Below are 14,257 nucleotides of genomic sequence, written 5' to 3'. Positions count from 1 at the left end.
CTGGCGAACCCTGGCGAACCCTGGCGAATATCCCTGGCGCATCTGACACGGGGTTACTGTCGAAATCAGCCGAGAACCTGGGGGCTTGAAGTGACCGGAGAACCCAACACCCGCCTGGCAGACCTGTTCGGCCTCGCCGGCTGGTCCAAGGGCGAACTCGCGAGACTGGTGAACCGGCATGCGGCGGCCATGGGCCATCCGCAACTGGCCACCGACACCTCGCGCGTACGACGCTGGATCGACACGGGGGAAGCCCCGCGCGATCCCGTGCCCAAGGTGCTGGCAGCTCTGTTCACCGAGCGACTCGGCCGTGTCGTGACCATCGAGGACCTCGGGTTCGACCGGCACGGGCGCACGGGGAAACGGCGGGACGTCAGGAACACAGAGAATCCCGACGGTCTCCCGTGGGCGCCCGAACGGACGGCGGCGGTCCTCACCGAATTCACGGGAATGGACCTCATGCTCAACCGACGCGGCTTGGTGGGCGCGGGCGCCGCGCTCGCCGCAGGCTCCGCACTCAGCAACGCCATGCACGACTGGCTCCACGCCGACCCCGCTCCGACGACCGCTCCACGCATCGACGACCCCCTGCACGCCGACCCCGCCGGGTACGACCGCTACGAGGCCGCCCCCATCGGGTCGCAGGAGATCGAAGAGCTGGAGCGGTCCGTCGAAGTGTTCCGCGCCTGGGACGCCGCCCGCGGCGGCGGTCTCCAGCGCAAGGCGGTGGTGGGCCAGCTCAACGAGGTGGGCGGCATGCTCGCCTACCACCACCCCGACCACCTCCAGCGCAGGCTGTGGGGCGTCGCCGCCAACCTGGCGGTCCTCGCCGGCTGGATGTCCCACGACGTCGGCCTCGAACCCACCGCCCAGAAGTACTTCATCATCGCCGCCCACGCGGCCCGCGAGGGCGGCGACCGCCCCCGCGCGGGGGAGGCCCTCTCCCGGGCCGCCCGCCAGATGGTGCACCTCGGAAAGCCCGACGACGCCCTCGACCTGATGAAGCTCGCCAAGTCCGGCTCCGGCGACCAGATGCTGCCGCGCACCCGCGCCATGCTGCACACCATCGAGGCCTGGGCGCAGGCCGCGATGGGGCGCGGCCAGGCGATGCGGCGCACGCTGGGGGAGGCGGAGGAACTGTTCGTGTCCGACAAGGGAGACGTCCCGCCGCCGAGCTGGATGCAGATGTTCGACGAGGCGGACATGCACGGGATGCAGGCCCTGGCCTTCCGTACGCTCGCCGAGCACGACCCGGCGGCGGCGATCACGGCACAGCGCCACGCCAAGCAGGCGCTCGACCTGCGGGCCGGCGGCCGGCAGCGGTCGAAGATCTTCGACTATCTCTCGCTCGCCTCCGCGTGCTTCATCGCGGACGACCCGGAACAGGCGGACCGGTACGCACGCCTCGCGCTGGTGTCGATGGGGGAGACCTCCTCGCACCGCACGTGGGACCGGCTGCGCCAGATGTACCGGCTCACCGGTGAGTACGCCGGCTACCCGAAGATCGAGGACCTGCGCGAGGAGATCCAGCTCGCGCTGCCGACGAAGAAGACGAACAGGAGCACCAGCATCTAGACCGGCGGTTCCGCTCCGGAACGCCGGCCACCGACAACGGCCACGACCACTCCACGGCGACGAGAGCCGTCGTCCGCGCCTTGCACTCCTCGATCCCTGCGCGACTTCCTGTTACGCGACCTCTATGCGGCGATCCGGGCGATCAGCACGCACGCGTCGTTCTCACGCTCCGCACCACCGAACTCCTCGACGGCCAGCCGTACGCACTCCTGCGCGCTGCGGGCCCCGGCGAAGCGCGCTGCGAGATCCAGCAGCCTGGACGGGCCGGCGTCGTCGGTGGGCGTGCGGCGTGCGATGCCGTCGGTGTGCAGGACCAGCAGGTCACCGGCGCGCAACTGCACTTCGGCCTGCTCGTACGCCGCCCCGGACGTCGCCCCGAGCAGGACACCCTCGGGCGGCGTCAGCGAGCGCCCCGTCCCGTCCCGGAACAGCAGCGGGGCGGGGTGACCCGCCTGTGCCCAGGTCAGCAGCCGGGTGACCGGGTCGTAGCGGCAGCACATCGCGCTGCCGAGCGCGGGCTGCGCCGAAGCCTCCAGGAGCTGGTTGAGGTGGCCCATCAGGGCGCCGGGCGCGATACCCGCCATGGCCATTCCGCGCAGCGCGCCGAGCAGCATCGCCATTCCCGAGGTGGCGGCCACCCCGTGCCCGGTCAGGTCACCGACGGTCAGCATGGTCTGGCCGTCGGGCAGCTCCAGGGCGTCGTACCAGTCGCCGCCGATCAGCGCGCTCGACGCCGAGGGAAGGTAGTGGGCGGCGAGGTCGAGCGCGGCGGGGCCGCCGTGCGGGAGCCGCAGGGGGCCCCGCCACGACGGCAGGACCGACTGCTGGAGCTCGACCGCGATCCGGTGTTCGGTACGGGCGATGTGCTGCTGGCGCCGGAGCGTGTCCTGGGTCTCGTGCACCACCTGCTCGCTGCGGCGCAGCTCGCTCACGTCCCGCAGCACCGCCCACATGGAGGCGGTGCAGCCGTCGGCGTCGAGCACCGGCTCACCCATCATGTGCAGCGTCCGTACGGCGCCGTCGCCCGTGCGGCGGATGCGGAACTCGCCGTCGATCGGCTTCCCGTCCACCAGGCAGTCGGTGACCATCGAGGCCAGGAACGCCTGGTCCTCCGCGAGGAGCATGGACGGCAGCTCGTCGAGGGTCAGCGGCCCGCTCTCCGGGGCACGGCCGAAGATTTCGAACAGCTCGTCGGACCAGCTCGCCTCGTCGGTCAGCAGGTTCCACTCGGCGCTGCCGACCCTGGCGAGTAACGCCGTGCCGCTCGCGGCCGGCGGCCGCTCGGCGGGCGCTTCCGCCGCCCGGTCCGGCAGACCCGCCTTCAGCTGGCCCAACTGCACGCCGAGGTCGTCCAGTTGATGGACCGCCAGGTCGCACAGGGCCCGCTGCCAGCGCCCCTGCGGATCCTCGTCCTCCGCCACGGCCGCGTCCCGGCGCACCGCGTCCACGTCCCCGCGCAGCCGGCGTGTCTGCGAGATCAGCGCGTCGAGGGAGCCCCGCTCGGGCGGCTGGGGCGCAGGACGGTCCGCGAACAGATGGGACGGCATGTCGTACTCCGATACAGGCGCGGCCAAACCAGGTCTGAAGGATGGACCAGTACGACTGTGGCACAGCCGGGAAAGGCCCGTAAGGGCTTTGGCAACACTCGATACGGTGGTGCTCGCGGCATATGCCAACGGCCTCGCCGAAGACGCCGCAAAACGCCCCCACGGGATGCCGGATGCACGAGACGTCGCCCGGGATGTCAGGATAGGGCCATGACGATCAAGGCTTACTTCGACATCAAGATCAACGACGAGCCCGCCGGGCGGATCACGTTCAACCTGTTCGACGACGTGGTCCCCAAGACGGCGGAGAACTTCCGCGCCCTGGCCACGGGCGAGAAGGGCTTCGGCTACGCCGGCTCCTCCTTCCACCGCATCATCCCGGCCTTCATGCTCCAGGGCGGCGACTTCACCCGCGGCGACGGCACCGGCGGCAAGAGCATCTACGGTGAGAAGTTCGCGGACGAGAACTTCCAGCTCAAGCACGACAAGCCGGGCCTGCTGTCCATGGCCAACGCCGGCCCCGGCACCAACGGCTCCCAGTTCTTCGTCACCACCGTCGTGACGCCGTGGCTGGACGGCAAGCACGTCGTCTTCGGCGAGGTCGCCGACGACGCGAGCATGGAGCTCGTCAAGAAGATCGAGGGCTTCGGCTCGCAGAGCGGCAAGCCGAAGGCCAAGGTCACCATCGACGAGTCCGGCGTCCTCTGAGCCACCCCGCTCGGCGAACGCGGAGCCGTGAGCGCGCCGGCCGACGTCACCCGTCGGCCGGCGCTCCCACATTCGCCCCGGTGCGGATGTGTTGCTCCTGATGTGCGTGGGAACCCGCTGTGCGTAGGCACGCAGGTACCCCGCGATCAGGAGGCAGGGATCGACATGTCGAATCCGCAACAGCCCGAACAGCGGCGCAGCGACAAGGGCGGCGCGACCCCGCAGGACAGCGCCGAGCTGAAGGCCGGCCAGCCGGGGACGGGCGGCAGCAAGCACGCCCACGGGACGGACAAGGGGAACAAGGGCGGGGGCGAGGGCGGCGGAACCCCGCCGGACCAGCGCGCCGACCACCCGTGACCGACCGGGCCCCGCGCCCCGCGCATTCTGTGGACCCGCGGGTTACCCGCGGGTCCTGCGCACGCACTCGGTCACCACGTCGCGCAGACCGCCGGACCGGCCCAGCAGTTCCCGCTGGACGCGCGCCCCGTTCCCGCCCTTGAGCAGGGCCGCCAGCCCGTCCTGGGCGGGCACCACGTCACCGCTGTCCTCCAGGGCGTCCCGGACGTGGTCGAACAGGGCCCGTATCACCGTTTCGGCCGGTGCCGGAAGCATCGTGACCGGGTGGATCAGTTCTCCCTCGAGACCCGACCGGGCGGCCCGCCACGCGGCCAGCCGCAGCAGCCCGACGCCGTGCCGCGCGGGCGGCTCACCGGCCCGCCACTGGCGGGCCGCCGTCTCGACCAGGCCGCGGACCAGGGTGGCGATGAGCACCGTGGTGGAGGGGTCCAGACAGACGTCGGAGACCCGGATCTCGACGGTGGGGTAGTGGTGGGAGAGCCGGGCGTCGAAGTAGATCATGCCCTGATCGCGCAGCGCGCCCGTGCCCACCATGGCGGCGACCTGTTCGTGGTACCGGTCGGCGCTGCCGAAGATCTCCACGGGACCCGCCGACGGCCACCGGCCCCAGACCCGGCTGCGGTAGCTGCTGTACCGGCTGTCCTTGCCCTGCCAGAAGGGGGAATTGCCGCTCATCGCGAGCAGGACGGACAGCCACGGGCGGATCCGGTCCAGGACGGCGACGCCCTCCTCGTCGGACTCCACCGACACATGGACGTGGCAGCCGCACGTCAGCTGCTCCTGCGTGGTGAGCCCGAACTCCTCCTCCAGCCACTGGTAGCGCTCACCGCTGCCGATGGACGGGCTGACCGGAAGGGGAGAGGTCGCTAGGGCCACCACGGCCGCGCCGAAGCCCTCCGCGTGGCGCGCGGCCTCCGCCCGCCAGCGGACGATCTCCTCCGCCAGGTCCCCCATGCCGGTCTGCGGCCGGGTGCCGAACTCCAGCATCTGCCGGTGCAGCTCCTCCTCGAAGACCTCGGCCTCACCGCCGCCCTCCCGGGAGACGGAGGCCAGCACCGCAGTGGACAACGCCTGCGGCTCACCGGTCCGCGCATCCACCAGGAGGAGCTCCTCTTCCACTCCGACACTACGCACGACGACTGCCTCTCCGCGGCGCGGCCGGCCGCGACGGCCCGGGCGCAAGCTGTAGATCCTGTCCGAAAGCACCGCGCCACGGCTGGCGTCACGACCGGACGGGGCAGCCCGCGGTGCGGCTTCTTTCCCTCTGCCCTGCACCGCGGGCTTAATGCCCGGCGATCTCGAAGCTTCCGCGCAGGTGGGGCGGCCGACCCGGCTAGGACGCGTGCGCCTTGCGCCGGCCGCGCTTGCCGCCGAGGGCCTTGATCAGCTCTTCGCGGGTCATGGCGGAGCGCCCGGATACGCCGGCTTCGGTGGCGCGCCGGTAGAGCTCCGCCTTGGTGAGGGAGTCGAGCGGCTCGTCCTTCGCCGGCCCGCCCGCCGCCTTCTCCTTCCGCGCCCGCTGTCCTTCCGGCTTCGCCGTCCGGCCGGTCCGGCGCTTGTCGGCGGCGTCCTTGATCCGGGCGACGGGCGTGCCGGACGCGGTGGCCTTCTCCCGGCCGCCCTTCTTGGAGCCCTTCGCCTGGTCGACGCTGGCGCGCAGCGCCTCCATCAGGTCGACGACGTTCGTGCCCCTGGCGGGCGGCTCCGCCTTCTCGACCGTCTCACCGGCGCGCTTGGCCTCGATCAGCGCCGTCACCTGCTCCTGGAAGGTGTCGTGGAACTCCTCGGGCTGCCAGTCCATGGAGAGCGTCTCGATGAGCTGTTCGGCCATCCTCAGCTCACGATCGGTGACCTCGGCGTCCTCGGGCAGCGCACCGATCTCCTTGTGCGGGTCACGGATCTCGTCGGCCCAGTGCAGGGTGTGCAGCGTCAGGAGGCCGCCCTCGGCCTTGACGGCGACCAGGTACTGACGGTTGCGCATCACGAAGGTGGCGATCCCCGCCTTGCCCGCCTCGGCCAGCGCCTTCTCCAGCAGGGCGTAGATCTTGGCGTACTCCTTGCCCTTCGGGCCCAGGTAGTACGTCTTGTCGAAGAAGATCGGCTCGACCTGTTCGAGATCCACGAACCCGGTGATCTCCACCGCCTGCGAGCGGCCCGGCGCGATCTCCTCCAGCTCGCCCGGCTCGACGAGCACGTACTCGTCCCCGGCGTCGTACCCCTTGACGATCTCGTCGAGCGGAACCTCGTCGCCCGTGCGCTCGTTCACCCGCTTGTTGCGCACCCGGTCCGACGTACCGCGCTGCAACTGGTGGAAGTGGACCGTGTGGCTGTCCGTCGCCGTGAACATCTGCACGGGCAGGGACACCAGTCCGAACGTCAGGGCCCCACTCCACACCGGACGCGCCATGGCCGCTGCCACCTCCTCCTGCCTCCATGGCACCCCCACCGGACCCGATCCGCATCCGGGGGCGCGCCGGGTGGCGGCGTCACTGGAGCGCGCGGACGGCCGCCGTGAAGAGCGACGGCAGCCTCGCCGCCGCCGGTACGACCAGACGGGCGACGGCCGGGCGGCCACTCATCCGGACGAGCCCCTCCGTCAGCAGGCGGTGCCGCAGGGACAGCCGCCGCCAGCACCGCTCGTACGCCTGGGGCCGTCCCTCCGTCAGGCACCGCACCGCCGCCCCGGCCGACGCCAGGGCGAGCGCGACGCCCTCGCCGGTGAGCGCGTCGGTGTAGCCCGCCGCGTCGCCCACCAGCAGGACCCGCCCCGCGACGCGGCGGCGGGCCCCCTGCCGCAGCGGGCCCGCGCCCCGCACTGAGCCGTCGCAGGGCCGCCCGTCCAGGAGCCGGCGCAGGTGGGGGAAGTGCGTCAGGTGGGCGTCGAAGCCGCGGCGCGCGGTGCTCAGCACGGCCACCCCGACCAGGCCGTCGCCGACCGGCGTCACGTACGCCTCGCCGCAGCCGGACCAGTGCACCTCGACGAAGTCCGTCCACGGTTCCATCCGGTAGTGCCGTCGCAGGCCGTAGCGCCGGGGCCGGCCGCTCGGCAGGTCCAGGCCGAGCGCGTGGCGCAGCGGCGAGTGCAGGCCGTCCGCGGCGGCCAGCCAGCGCGCGCGCAGACCCCCCGCGGTCACCGCGTCCGCGCTTTGGCGGACCTCCGTGATCCGTCCTGCCAGGGTCTCGACGCCCAGTTCGGCCGCCCGCCGGGCCAGCGCCGCGTGCAGTTCCGTACGGCGTACCCCGAGGCCCGTGCCGTCGGCGAAGGACGCCTGCGCGCGGTGGCGTCCGTCGACGTAGCGGATGCCGCGCAGCGCCCGGCCGGCGACCCGTACGCCCAGGGCGTCGAGGGCCAGTACGCCGCCGGGCATGATGCCCTCGCCGCACGCCTTGTCCACGGGCGTGGCGCGCGGCTCCACCACGACCGCCCGCAGGCCGGCCCCGGCCGCGTGGATCGCCGTGGCCAGCCCCGCCGGTCCGCCGCCCGCCACCAGCAGGTCGATCACAGTCCGGCGCCCGCCCCGCTGCCGGCGGCGCGCCGGGGCGCGAGCCCGAGCGCCTGGTTCTCGCAGCGGATCCGCACGGTGAGCAGCGCCGCGTTGAGACCGGTGAAGAGCGCGGCGGTCAGCCACGCGCCGTGGACGAGCGGCAGGGCGAGTCCTTCGGCGACCACCGCCACGTAGTTGGGGTGGCTCGTCCACCGGTACGGTCCGCCCGCCTCCAGCGGCAGGCCGGGCACCACCAGCACCCGGGTGTTCCACCGGGGCCCCAGCGTGCGGATGCACCACCAGCGCAGCGCCTGCGCGGCGACCACTACGGCGGTCATGGTCCAGCCGGGCACCGGATCGAACGGCCGCGCGGCGAAGTGGACCTCCGCGAGGCAGCCGGCGAGCAGCCCCGTGTGCAGGACGACCATCGCCGGGTAGTGCCGGCGGCCGGCTTCCCGCGCGCCCCGGGCGAGGCTCCACCGGGTGTTGCGGCGGGCCACGACGAGTTCGGCGACGCGCTCCGCGCCGACCGCCAGGACGAGCACGGCGTACCAGAACATGTGTCTCCTCTCCCTACCAGCGCAGCAGGACGAGTTCGGAGCAGAAGCCCGGTCCCATGGCGAGCAGCAGCCCGGCGGTGCCGGGCGGCGGGCTGCGCTGGGCGAGGGTGTCGCGCAGGACGTGCAGCACCGAGGCCGAGGACAGGTTGCCGACGGCCGCCAGGGACCGCCAGGTGACGTCGAGGGCGCCGGCGGGCAGTTCGAGCGTTTCCTCGACCGCCTCCAGCACCTTCGGGCCGCCGGGGTGGCACACCCAGGCGGTGATGTCCTCGCGGCGCAGCCCGTGGCAGGCGAGGAACGTGTCGACGTCGGCGGCCAGGTTCTTGCGGACGACGTCGGGGACGCTCGCATCCAGTACGACGCGGAACCCGGAGCCGGTGATGTCCCACCCCATGACGTGCTCGCTGTCCGGATACAGGTGACTGCGCGTGTCCACGACGGTCGGTCCGGCCCCGGCCGCTTCCCGGCGGCTGCCGCAGGCGACCACTGCCGCCGCGCCGTCCCCGAAGAGCGCCCCGGCGACGAGGTTCGCGGGCGACGCGTCACCCCGCTGGAACGTGAGCGTGCACAGCTCCACCGACAGCAGGACCGCCACGTCGTCGGGACGGCCGAGCAGGAAGTCGTGCAGCCGCGCGATGCCTGCGGCCCCCGCGACGCAGCCGAGGCCGAAGACGGGGAGGCGCTTGACGTCGGGCCGCAGGCCGAGCGGCCCCACCAGACGCGCGTCCACCGACGGCGTCGCGATGCCGGTCACCGACGTGAACATCAGCAGGTCGACGTCGCGCGGCGAGAGCCCGGCCGTGTCCAGCGCCGCGCCGACGGCCTCGGCGCCCAGCGCCACCGCCCCCTCGACGAACGCGTCGTTGACCGCCCCGAAGTCGCGCAGACCGGCGTACGCGCCCAGGGGGAGGGCGGTGTGGCGCGTGTTCACCCGCGCGCTCGTGTGCAGCCGGTCGAGCACCCGGCGGTCGGCCCCCTCGGGCAGGCTCACCCGGGCGATCATGTCCGTGATCTCTCGTTGGGCGTGCCGGTGGGGAGCGAGTACACCGTGAACTGCTGCGATCCGGGTCATCTGCGGTCCGAGGCCGGGGGCGGGGGACCCTGCAATGACTAGCCCCGCCACGCCGCCGCCACACGCCATGTCGCTCGTCCGGCTCCGCCTAGCATGAGCGCGTGGACGTGGAGGCCGGCGTGGATCCGGCGGTGCAGGCCGTCGCCGGCCGCGAGCGGAGCCCTGCCGGCGTGCGCCGGACGCGGGCGGTGGCCGGCCTCCTGGGGGCGTGTCACCCGGGCCCGGCGCTCGCCGTCGGCGCGCTGGTGACCGCGTGGGCCGCCGCCCTCGGCCAGGACGTGCCGGGCTGCCTGCTGGTCGCCGCCGCGGTCCTGACCGGCCAGCTGTCCGTCGGCTGGAGCAACGACGCCGTGGACGCCGCCCGGGACCGGGCCGTCGGACGGCGCGCGAAACCCGTCGTCGCCGGCACGGTCGGTGTGACGGCCGTGCGCGCCGCGGCCGTCACGGCCCTCGCCCTGTGCGTACCGCTGTCCCTCGCGTACGGGCTCCTCGCCGGTACGGTCCACCTGGCCGGGGTCGCCGCGGGGTGGGCGTACAACCTCCGGCTCAAGGCGACCGCGCTGTCCTGGCTTCCCTACGCCGTGGGGTTCGCGGCGCTGCCCGCCTTCGTCTCGCTCGGACGCGAGGGCGGGCCCTGGCCGCCCTGGTGGATCGTCGCCTCCTCGGCGCTGCTCGGAGTCGGCGCGCACCTGGCCGACGTGCTCCCCGACATCGGCGACGACCTGGCCACCGGCGTGCGCGGCTGGCCGCAGCGGCTCGGCCCCGCCGGGACCCGGCTGCTGCTTCCGGCGCCGCTGGTGACGGCGACCGCGCTGCTCGCGTTCGCCCCGCCCGGCCCGGCCGGCGCCGCCGGGATGATCGTGCCGGCCCTGGCCCTCGTGGTGGCGGGCGGCGGCGCGCTGCTCGGCCGCCGGCGCCCGAGGCTGCCCTTCCTGGCGGCCGTGCTCGTCGCCGCGCTCGCCGTGTCCCTGCTCCTGCGGCACGGGGCGGCCGCCCCCTGACCCGCCCGCCCGTGCGCCATACGGGCGACGGGCGGCGCCGTCGGCGCAACAACACGTGCCGGCCGGGCCGCGCGCCGGAGATCCTGGGGCACTCCCCCGAGAAAGGTTCAGCGATGCTGGAGCGCAGCCGACGCAAGAAGCACACGGACATCACCTTCGTCATCCCGGCGGGCCAGACCTGCGGGCAGGTCAGCGTGGTCGGCGACTTCAACGACTGGCAGCCCGGAGCGCACCCCTTCAGTGAGCGCGCGGACGGCACCCGTGCCGTCACCGTGAGCCTCCCCAAGGAGCAGCGCTACGGTTTCCGCTATCTCGCGCACGGCGACTACTGGTTCAACGACGGCCACGCCGACGACCAGGACGGGCGCAACAGCGTCGTCCACACCTGAGAGCCGGGCCGTGCGGCCGGAAGGCGGGTACGGCGCGTCCCGTCGGCGACCGGCCGGGAGCGGTCCGGCCGCGGCCGAAAAGGACGCCTGGTCGCGCGGACCGGCAGGGTACACAATGCCTAGTACCGGGACCGATCGGGCGGCCGGCCGGCCGCCCTCAGGAGAAAGAAGTGCGGTCATGCGTGCTCAGCACCGTACGACGTCGATCACCTGGGCCCCTGTGCGACGGGCGGCGCCCCTCGCGTCCGTGACCGCCCGGGGCGTTCGGCTCGCCCCTGCCCCGCGCCACGGCGCGGGACACCGGACGGAGCCGGCGTGATCACTGTGGGAGTCGAGGAGGAGTACCTCCTCCTCGACCCGGACACGGGGCTCCCGGTGCCGCTGGCCGACGAGGTGCGCGGGTCGTCCGGCCTGGAACCGGTCGTGGACCGCCGCGAGGTGCAGGCCGAGCTGCTCCAGGCGCAGGTGGAGGTCGCGACCCCGGTGTGCACCGACCTCGAAGAGGTGGGCGGGCACCTGCTGCGCCTGCGCCACGCGGTCGGCGCGGCGGCGGAGGAGTTCGGGTGCCGGCTCGCCGCCTGCGCCACCGCGCCCTTCCGGGAAGTGGCGCCGGTCCCCGTGACCCGGTCCCCGCGCTACCTCGCCATACAGTCCCAGGCGCCGCAACTGGTCGCGGAGCAGCTGGTCAACGGCATGCACGTGCACGCGGCCGTGTCCGACCCCGAGATGGGCGTCGCCGTACTGAACCGCATCCGGGTGTGGCTGCCCGTCCTGGTGGCCATGTCGGCGAACTCACCGGTCTGGGACGGCCGCGACACCGGGTTCTCCAGCTGGCGCACCCTGATCTTCGGCCGGTGGCCCGTCAGCGGCCCGCCGCCTCACTTCGACGGTCTGGCCGACCACGAGCGGCGCATCCGCGGACTGCTGACGTCCGGGATCATCAGCGACGCCGGCCAGATCTACTGGCAGGCGCGGCTGTCCGACAAGTACCCCACCGTCGAGGTGCGGTGCATGGACGTCCAGCTGAAGGCCGACGAGGCGGTGATGTTCGCGGGCATCGTGCGCGCGCTCGTCGCGACCGCCATCAGCGACGAGAAGGCCGGCGTCCCGCTGGCCGAATGCCCGCCGGAGCTGCTGCACGGCGCGAACTGGTACGCGGCCCGGGACGGCATCAGCGGATCACTGGTGGCGCCCGACGGCAGGCTCCGCAGCGCCGGCGACGTGATCGCTCAGTTGATGGACCACATCGCACCCGCGCTGGAGGAGTCCGGCGACGCACGGGAGGTGGGTTCCCTCATCCACCGGCTCCTGCGCCAGGGCACCTCCGCGGATCTCCAGCGCCGGGTGCTGGCCGAGGGCGGCATGCGGGCGCTGACCGACCTGATCACGATGCAGGGCCCACCCCAGTAGCGCGACGACGCCGTCGGCGGATATCTGTCGTGACGGTGGTAGACATGCGAGTCCACGGTGATTAGAGTTTCTGACGTAACCAACGGAGTCAGTACAGCGCGGCAGAGACGACCAGCGCCTGCGGCGGACATCGCCGCATCGAGAGCAAGGCACGTTGGAACTGATCAGCAAGGGAGGAGCAGACGCCATCAGGAGCACTTGAGTCAGGAGCTGTTGGCTCGAGTACCGCAGACCCCGGATTGGAAGGTGGTCCCCGGTCAGGCATCCGAAACACTCGCACCTCCGGCCTTCCCGGCGGACGTGCGGACATACAAGAGTCGGCGCGAAGCGCCGATAGATGGTGTTGAACCCCTAAGACCCCGGTGCCGGACGCACCGGGGTCCCCCCTTTGTCCGGCGGCCCCCGCCGGCCGCCGTGTTCGTCGCCGTGTCCGCCGCGACGCGTGCAGTACGCTGCTCCGGTGCTTCAGCCGTAGTACTGCAAACGGAGTGGTCGGTAGATGGTACGCAGGAACGACGAGCGCCGGGCCGCCCTGGTCGACGCCGCGATCGAGGTCCTCGCCAGGGAAGGCGCGCGAGGGCTGACCTTCCGGGCGGTGGACACCGAGGCCGGTGTGCCCGCCGGCACGGCCTCCAACTACTTCGCGAACCGCGACGCCCTGCTCACCCAGGCGGGCGCGCGCGTCTACGAACGGCTCCAGCCCGACGAGGAGACGATCGCGCGGCAGCGCGCGAGCGCGGCGGACCCTGAGACCTACGCCGGGCTGATGCGCGAACTGGTCGGACGCGTCAGCTCCTTCCGCACCGGGTACCTCGCGCTGCTCGAACTGCGCCTCGAAGCCACCCGGCGCCCCGGCCTGAGCGCGGTGCTGACCGAGCGGGTCCGCGCCGACCTCGACGCGAACGTGGCCTACCACGAGCAGTCGGGCCTGCCCGGCGACGCGACCGCCGTCCGGCTGCTGTACCTGGCGTTCAACTGGCTCATCGTCGAACAGCTCACCCTGCCCGGGGTGTTGTCGCAGGACGAGCGGGACGCCCTCGTCACGGCCGCGGTGGAACGCGTCGTGGCGCCGTGACGGCGCGGTGGCCGCAGTCGGGGCGGGCGGCACCGCTCAGCGTGCGACGTACGCGATCCAGGTCTGTCCGGAGGCGAACGTCATGCGCTTGCCGTCAGGGGCCGTGAACGCGGTCCCGGAGCCGGCGTCCTGCCGCGACCACCGCGCCTCGTACGCCTTGCCGTCGCGCAGGACGGTCGCCGAGCCGGAGCCCACGGTCTCGGTGAACGGCGTCCGGTTGCCCGAGCGGTCGCCGAAGTCGGAGGGACGGACGGTGACTTCCTGGAGGACCACGGACGCGGCGGCGAGCCGGCCGCCGTCCGCCGTGCGGGCGGGAGCGCCGTCCATCGCCACCAGCCACCGCTCGCGCTCCGCCGACCACGTGAACGTGAAGCTCGCCGCCGGGTAGCGGACCGTCCGCTCGGCGGCCGGTGAGCCACCGGCCGGCGCGGGACCCGGGGGGAGCCCGATGTCCTCGCCCGCGTGCGTGCCGGACGCGCGGTACGGGAGTTCGCCCGGCCGCAGGTACAGGTTGTGCGGAGCCGGCCGGTTCCCGCCGCGGAAGTACGCGCCCGGGGCCTGCGAGGGCGACAGCGCGTCGATCGGCGCGGCCTCGATGAGCGGTGTGAGCCTGCTCTGCGCACCCGAGTAGGCGAGCTTCGGCCGGTCGAACTGCCGCAGCAGTTCCAGGTCCGTCTCGCGGGCGCTGCGCACCGGCCCGACGACCGGCGGCACGGTGGACGAGTAGACGGCGAGTATGCGGCTGAGTCCCGCCTCCACCTGCTCCAGGTAGACCAGGTCCGCCCGCTCCAGGCCCGTCGGCGGCCGGGCGGCCCCGACGTTGTCGATCTTGACCGCGAGCACCCGGGCGCGGCCGCCGTCGCGGTTGTCCGGTGGCGAGGCGCCGTCACCCGTGCCTCCGGCCCCGCACGCCGCCGCGAGCAGCAGCGTCAGCGCGGCGAGCGAGGCCGCGGCCGATCTCTTCGCACGGGCTGCGGACATGGCTGTCACCTTCCGGTCCGACACGGGGCGCCGCGCCGTACGCGGGCCGCGGCGACGACGGCTCCCTCGTCCATCATGACGCCGCGCGGGGGGTTTC

At 73.2% G+C, this 14,257-nt stretch carries 14 protein-coding genes; 7 read left to right on the top strand and 7 right to left on the bottom strand.

Annotation, left to right across the window (positions count from 1 at the left end; all coding sequences use genetic code 11):
* Nucleotides 1-90: 90 nt before the first annotated feature.
* A complete protein-coding gene (locus ACWGH0_RS17320; RefSeq protein WP_453404994.1) occupies nt 91-1,575 on the top strand; it encodes a DNA-binding protein NsdB in 1,485 nt (494 codons plus the stop codon).
* A 122-nt stretch (nt 1,576-1,697) separates the two neighbouring features.
* Here ACWGH0_RS17320 and ACWGH0_RS17315 read toward each other — a convergent pair whose 3' ends face one another.
* The gene (locus ACWGH0_RS17315) at nt 1,698-3,122 is read right to left on the bottom strand and encodes a PP2C family protein-serine/threonine phosphatase (protein WP_453404993.1); all 1,425 of its coding nucleotides are present in this window, start codon (nt 3,120-3,122) and stop codon (nt 1,698-1,700) included.
* A 210-nt stretch (nt 3,123-3,332) separates the two neighbouring features.
* Here ACWGH0_RS17315 and ACWGH0_RS17310 point away from each other — a divergent pair, with 210 nt between their 5' ends.
* The gene (locus ACWGH0_RS17310; protein ID WP_453404992.1) at nt 3,333-3,830 is read left to right on the top strand and encodes a peptidylprolyl isomerase; all 498 of its coding nucleotides are present in this window, start codon (nt 3,333-3,335) and stop codon (nt 3,828-3,830) included.
* 165 nt (nt 3,831-3,995) lie between these two features.
* Nucleotides 3,996-4,187 (top strand): hypothetical protein, encoded by a 192-nt coding sequence (locus ACWGH0_RS17305; protein WP_453404991.1) that lies wholly within the window; start codon nt 3,996-3,998, stop codon nt 4,185-4,187.
* Between the two features lie 42 nt (nt 4,188-4,229).
* On the opposite strand, the gene ACWGH0_RS17300 is transcribed toward ACWGH0_RS17305, so the two are convergent.
* The 5 genes from ACWGH0_RS17300 to ACWGH0_RS17280 form a co-directional block, all read right to left on the bottom strand.
* Complete coding sequence (locus ACWGH0_RS17300) at nt 4,230-5,321, bottom strand: glutamate--cysteine ligase 2 (RefSeq protein WP_453404990.1); 1,092 nt, start codon at nt 5,319-5,321, stop codon at nt 4,230-4,232.
* Nucleotides 5,322-5,520: 199 nt separating this feature from the next.
* A complete protein-coding gene (ku, locus tag ACWGH0_RS17295; RefSeq protein WP_453404989.1) occupies nt 5,521-6,594 on the bottom strand; it encodes a non-homologous end joining protein Ku in 1,074 nt (357 codons plus the stop codon).
* Between the two features lie 79 nt (nt 6,595-6,673).
* Nucleotides 6,674-7,690: an NAD(P)/FAD-dependent oxidoreductase gene (locus ACWGH0_RS17290; protein ID WP_453404988.1), complete on the bottom strand. Its 1,017-nt coding sequence runs from the start codon at nt 7,688-7,690 to the stop codon at nt 6,674-6,676.
* A complete protein-coding gene (locus ACWGH0_RS17285) occupies nt 7,687-8,232 on the bottom strand; it encodes an isoprenylcysteine carboxyl methyltransferase family protein (RefSeq protein ID WP_453404987.1) in 546 nt (181 codons plus the stop codon). The genes ACWGH0_RS17290 and ACWGH0_RS17285 overlap by 4 nt, the downstream gene beginning before the upstream one ends.
* A 13-nt stretch (nt 8,233-8,245) precedes the next feature.
* Complete coding sequence (locus tag ACWGH0_RS17280; protein WP_453404986.1) at nt 8,246-9,304, bottom strand: type III polyketide synthase; 1,059 nt, start codon at nt 9,302-9,304, stop codon at nt 8,246-8,248.
* Between the two features lie 101 nt (nt 9,305-9,405).
* Between ACWGH0_RS17280 and ACWGH0_RS17275 the strand changes: the two genes are divergently transcribed.
* From ACWGH0_RS17275 to ACWGH0_RS17260, 4 genes are all read left to right on the top strand, one after another.
* Nucleotides 9,406-10,305 (top strand): UbiA family prenyltransferase, encoded by a 900-nt coding sequence (locus ACWGH0_RS17275; protein ID WP_453404985.1) that lies wholly within the window; start codon nt 9,406-9,408, stop codon nt 10,303-10,305.
* A 113-nt stretch (nt 10,306-10,418) separates the two neighbouring features.
* Entirely contained in the window at nt 10,419-10,694 is a 276-nt protein-coding gene (locus tag ACWGH0_RS17270; RefSeq protein WP_453404984.1) for an isoamylase early set domain-containing protein, read from the top strand.
* Between the two features lie 315 nt (nt 10,695-11,009).
* The gene (locus tag ACWGH0_RS17265) at nt 11,010-12,104 is read left to right on the top strand and encodes a carboxylate-amine ligase (protein WP_453404983.1); all 1,095 of its coding nucleotides are present in this window, start codon (nt 11,010-11,012) and stop codon (nt 12,102-12,104) included.
* A gap of 499 nt (nt 12,105-12,603) precedes the next feature.
* Nucleotides 12,604-13,179 carry a TetR/AcrR family transcriptional regulator gene (locus ACWGH0_RS17260; protein WP_453404982.1) on the top strand — a complete coding sequence of 192 codons (576 nt, stop codon included), beginning with the start codon at nt 12,604-12,606 and terminating at the stop codon, nt 13,177-13,179.
* Nucleotides 13,180-13,215: 36 nt separating this feature from the next.
* Here ACWGH0_RS17260 and ACWGH0_RS17255 read toward each other — a convergent pair whose 3' ends face one another.
* Nucleotides 13,216-14,160 (bottom strand): DUF3048 domain-containing protein, encoded by a 945-nt coding sequence (locus ACWGH0_RS17255; protein WP_453404981.1) that lies wholly within the window; start codon nt 14,158-14,160, stop codon nt 13,216-13,218.
* Nucleotides 14,161-14,257: the final 97 nt, after the last annotated feature.

This window comes from Streptomyces sp. NPDC054887, assembly GCF_053610585.1.
Note: the sequence above shows the minus strand (reverse complement) of the source record. Positions and strands in the feature narration are given on the sequence as shown.

Coding starts and splice junctions, on each gene's coding strand:
- ACWGH0_RS17315 (WP_453404993.1), bottom strand. CDS start 3,122: ATGCCGTCCCATCTGTTCGCGGACCGTCCTGCGCCCCAGCCGCCCGAG.
- ACWGH0_RS17310 (WP_453404992.1), top strand. CDS start 3,333: ATGACGATCAAGGCTTACTTCGACATCAAGATCAACGACGAGCCCGCC.
- ACWGH0_RS17305 (WP_453404991.1), top strand. CDS start 3,996: ATGTCGAATCCGCAACAGCCCGAACAGCGGCGCAGCGACAAGGGCGGC.
- ku (WP_453404989.1), bottom strand. CDS start 6,594: ATGGCGCGTCCGGTGTGGAGTGGGGCCCTGACGTTCGGACTGGTGTCC.
- ACWGH0_RS17285 (WP_453404987.1), bottom strand. CDS start 8,232: ATGTTCTGGTACGCCGTGCTCGTCCTGGCGGTCGGCGCGGAGCGCGTC.
- ACWGH0_RS17280 (WP_453404986.1), bottom strand. CDS start 9,304: ATGACCCGGATCGCAGCAGTTCACGGTGTACTCGCTCCCCACCGGCAC.
- ACWGH0_RS17270 (WP_453404984.1), top strand. CDS start 10,419: ATGCTGGAGCGCAGCCGACGCAAGAAGCACACGGACATCACCTTCGTC.
- ACWGH0_RS17260 (WP_453404982.1), top strand. CDS start 12,604: ATGGTACGCAGGAACGACGAGCGCCGGGCCGCCCTGGTCGACGCCGCG.
- ACWGH0_RS17255 (WP_453404981.1), bottom strand. CDS start 14,160: ATGTCCGCAGCCCGTGCGAAGAGATCGGCCGCGGCCTCGCTCGCCGCG.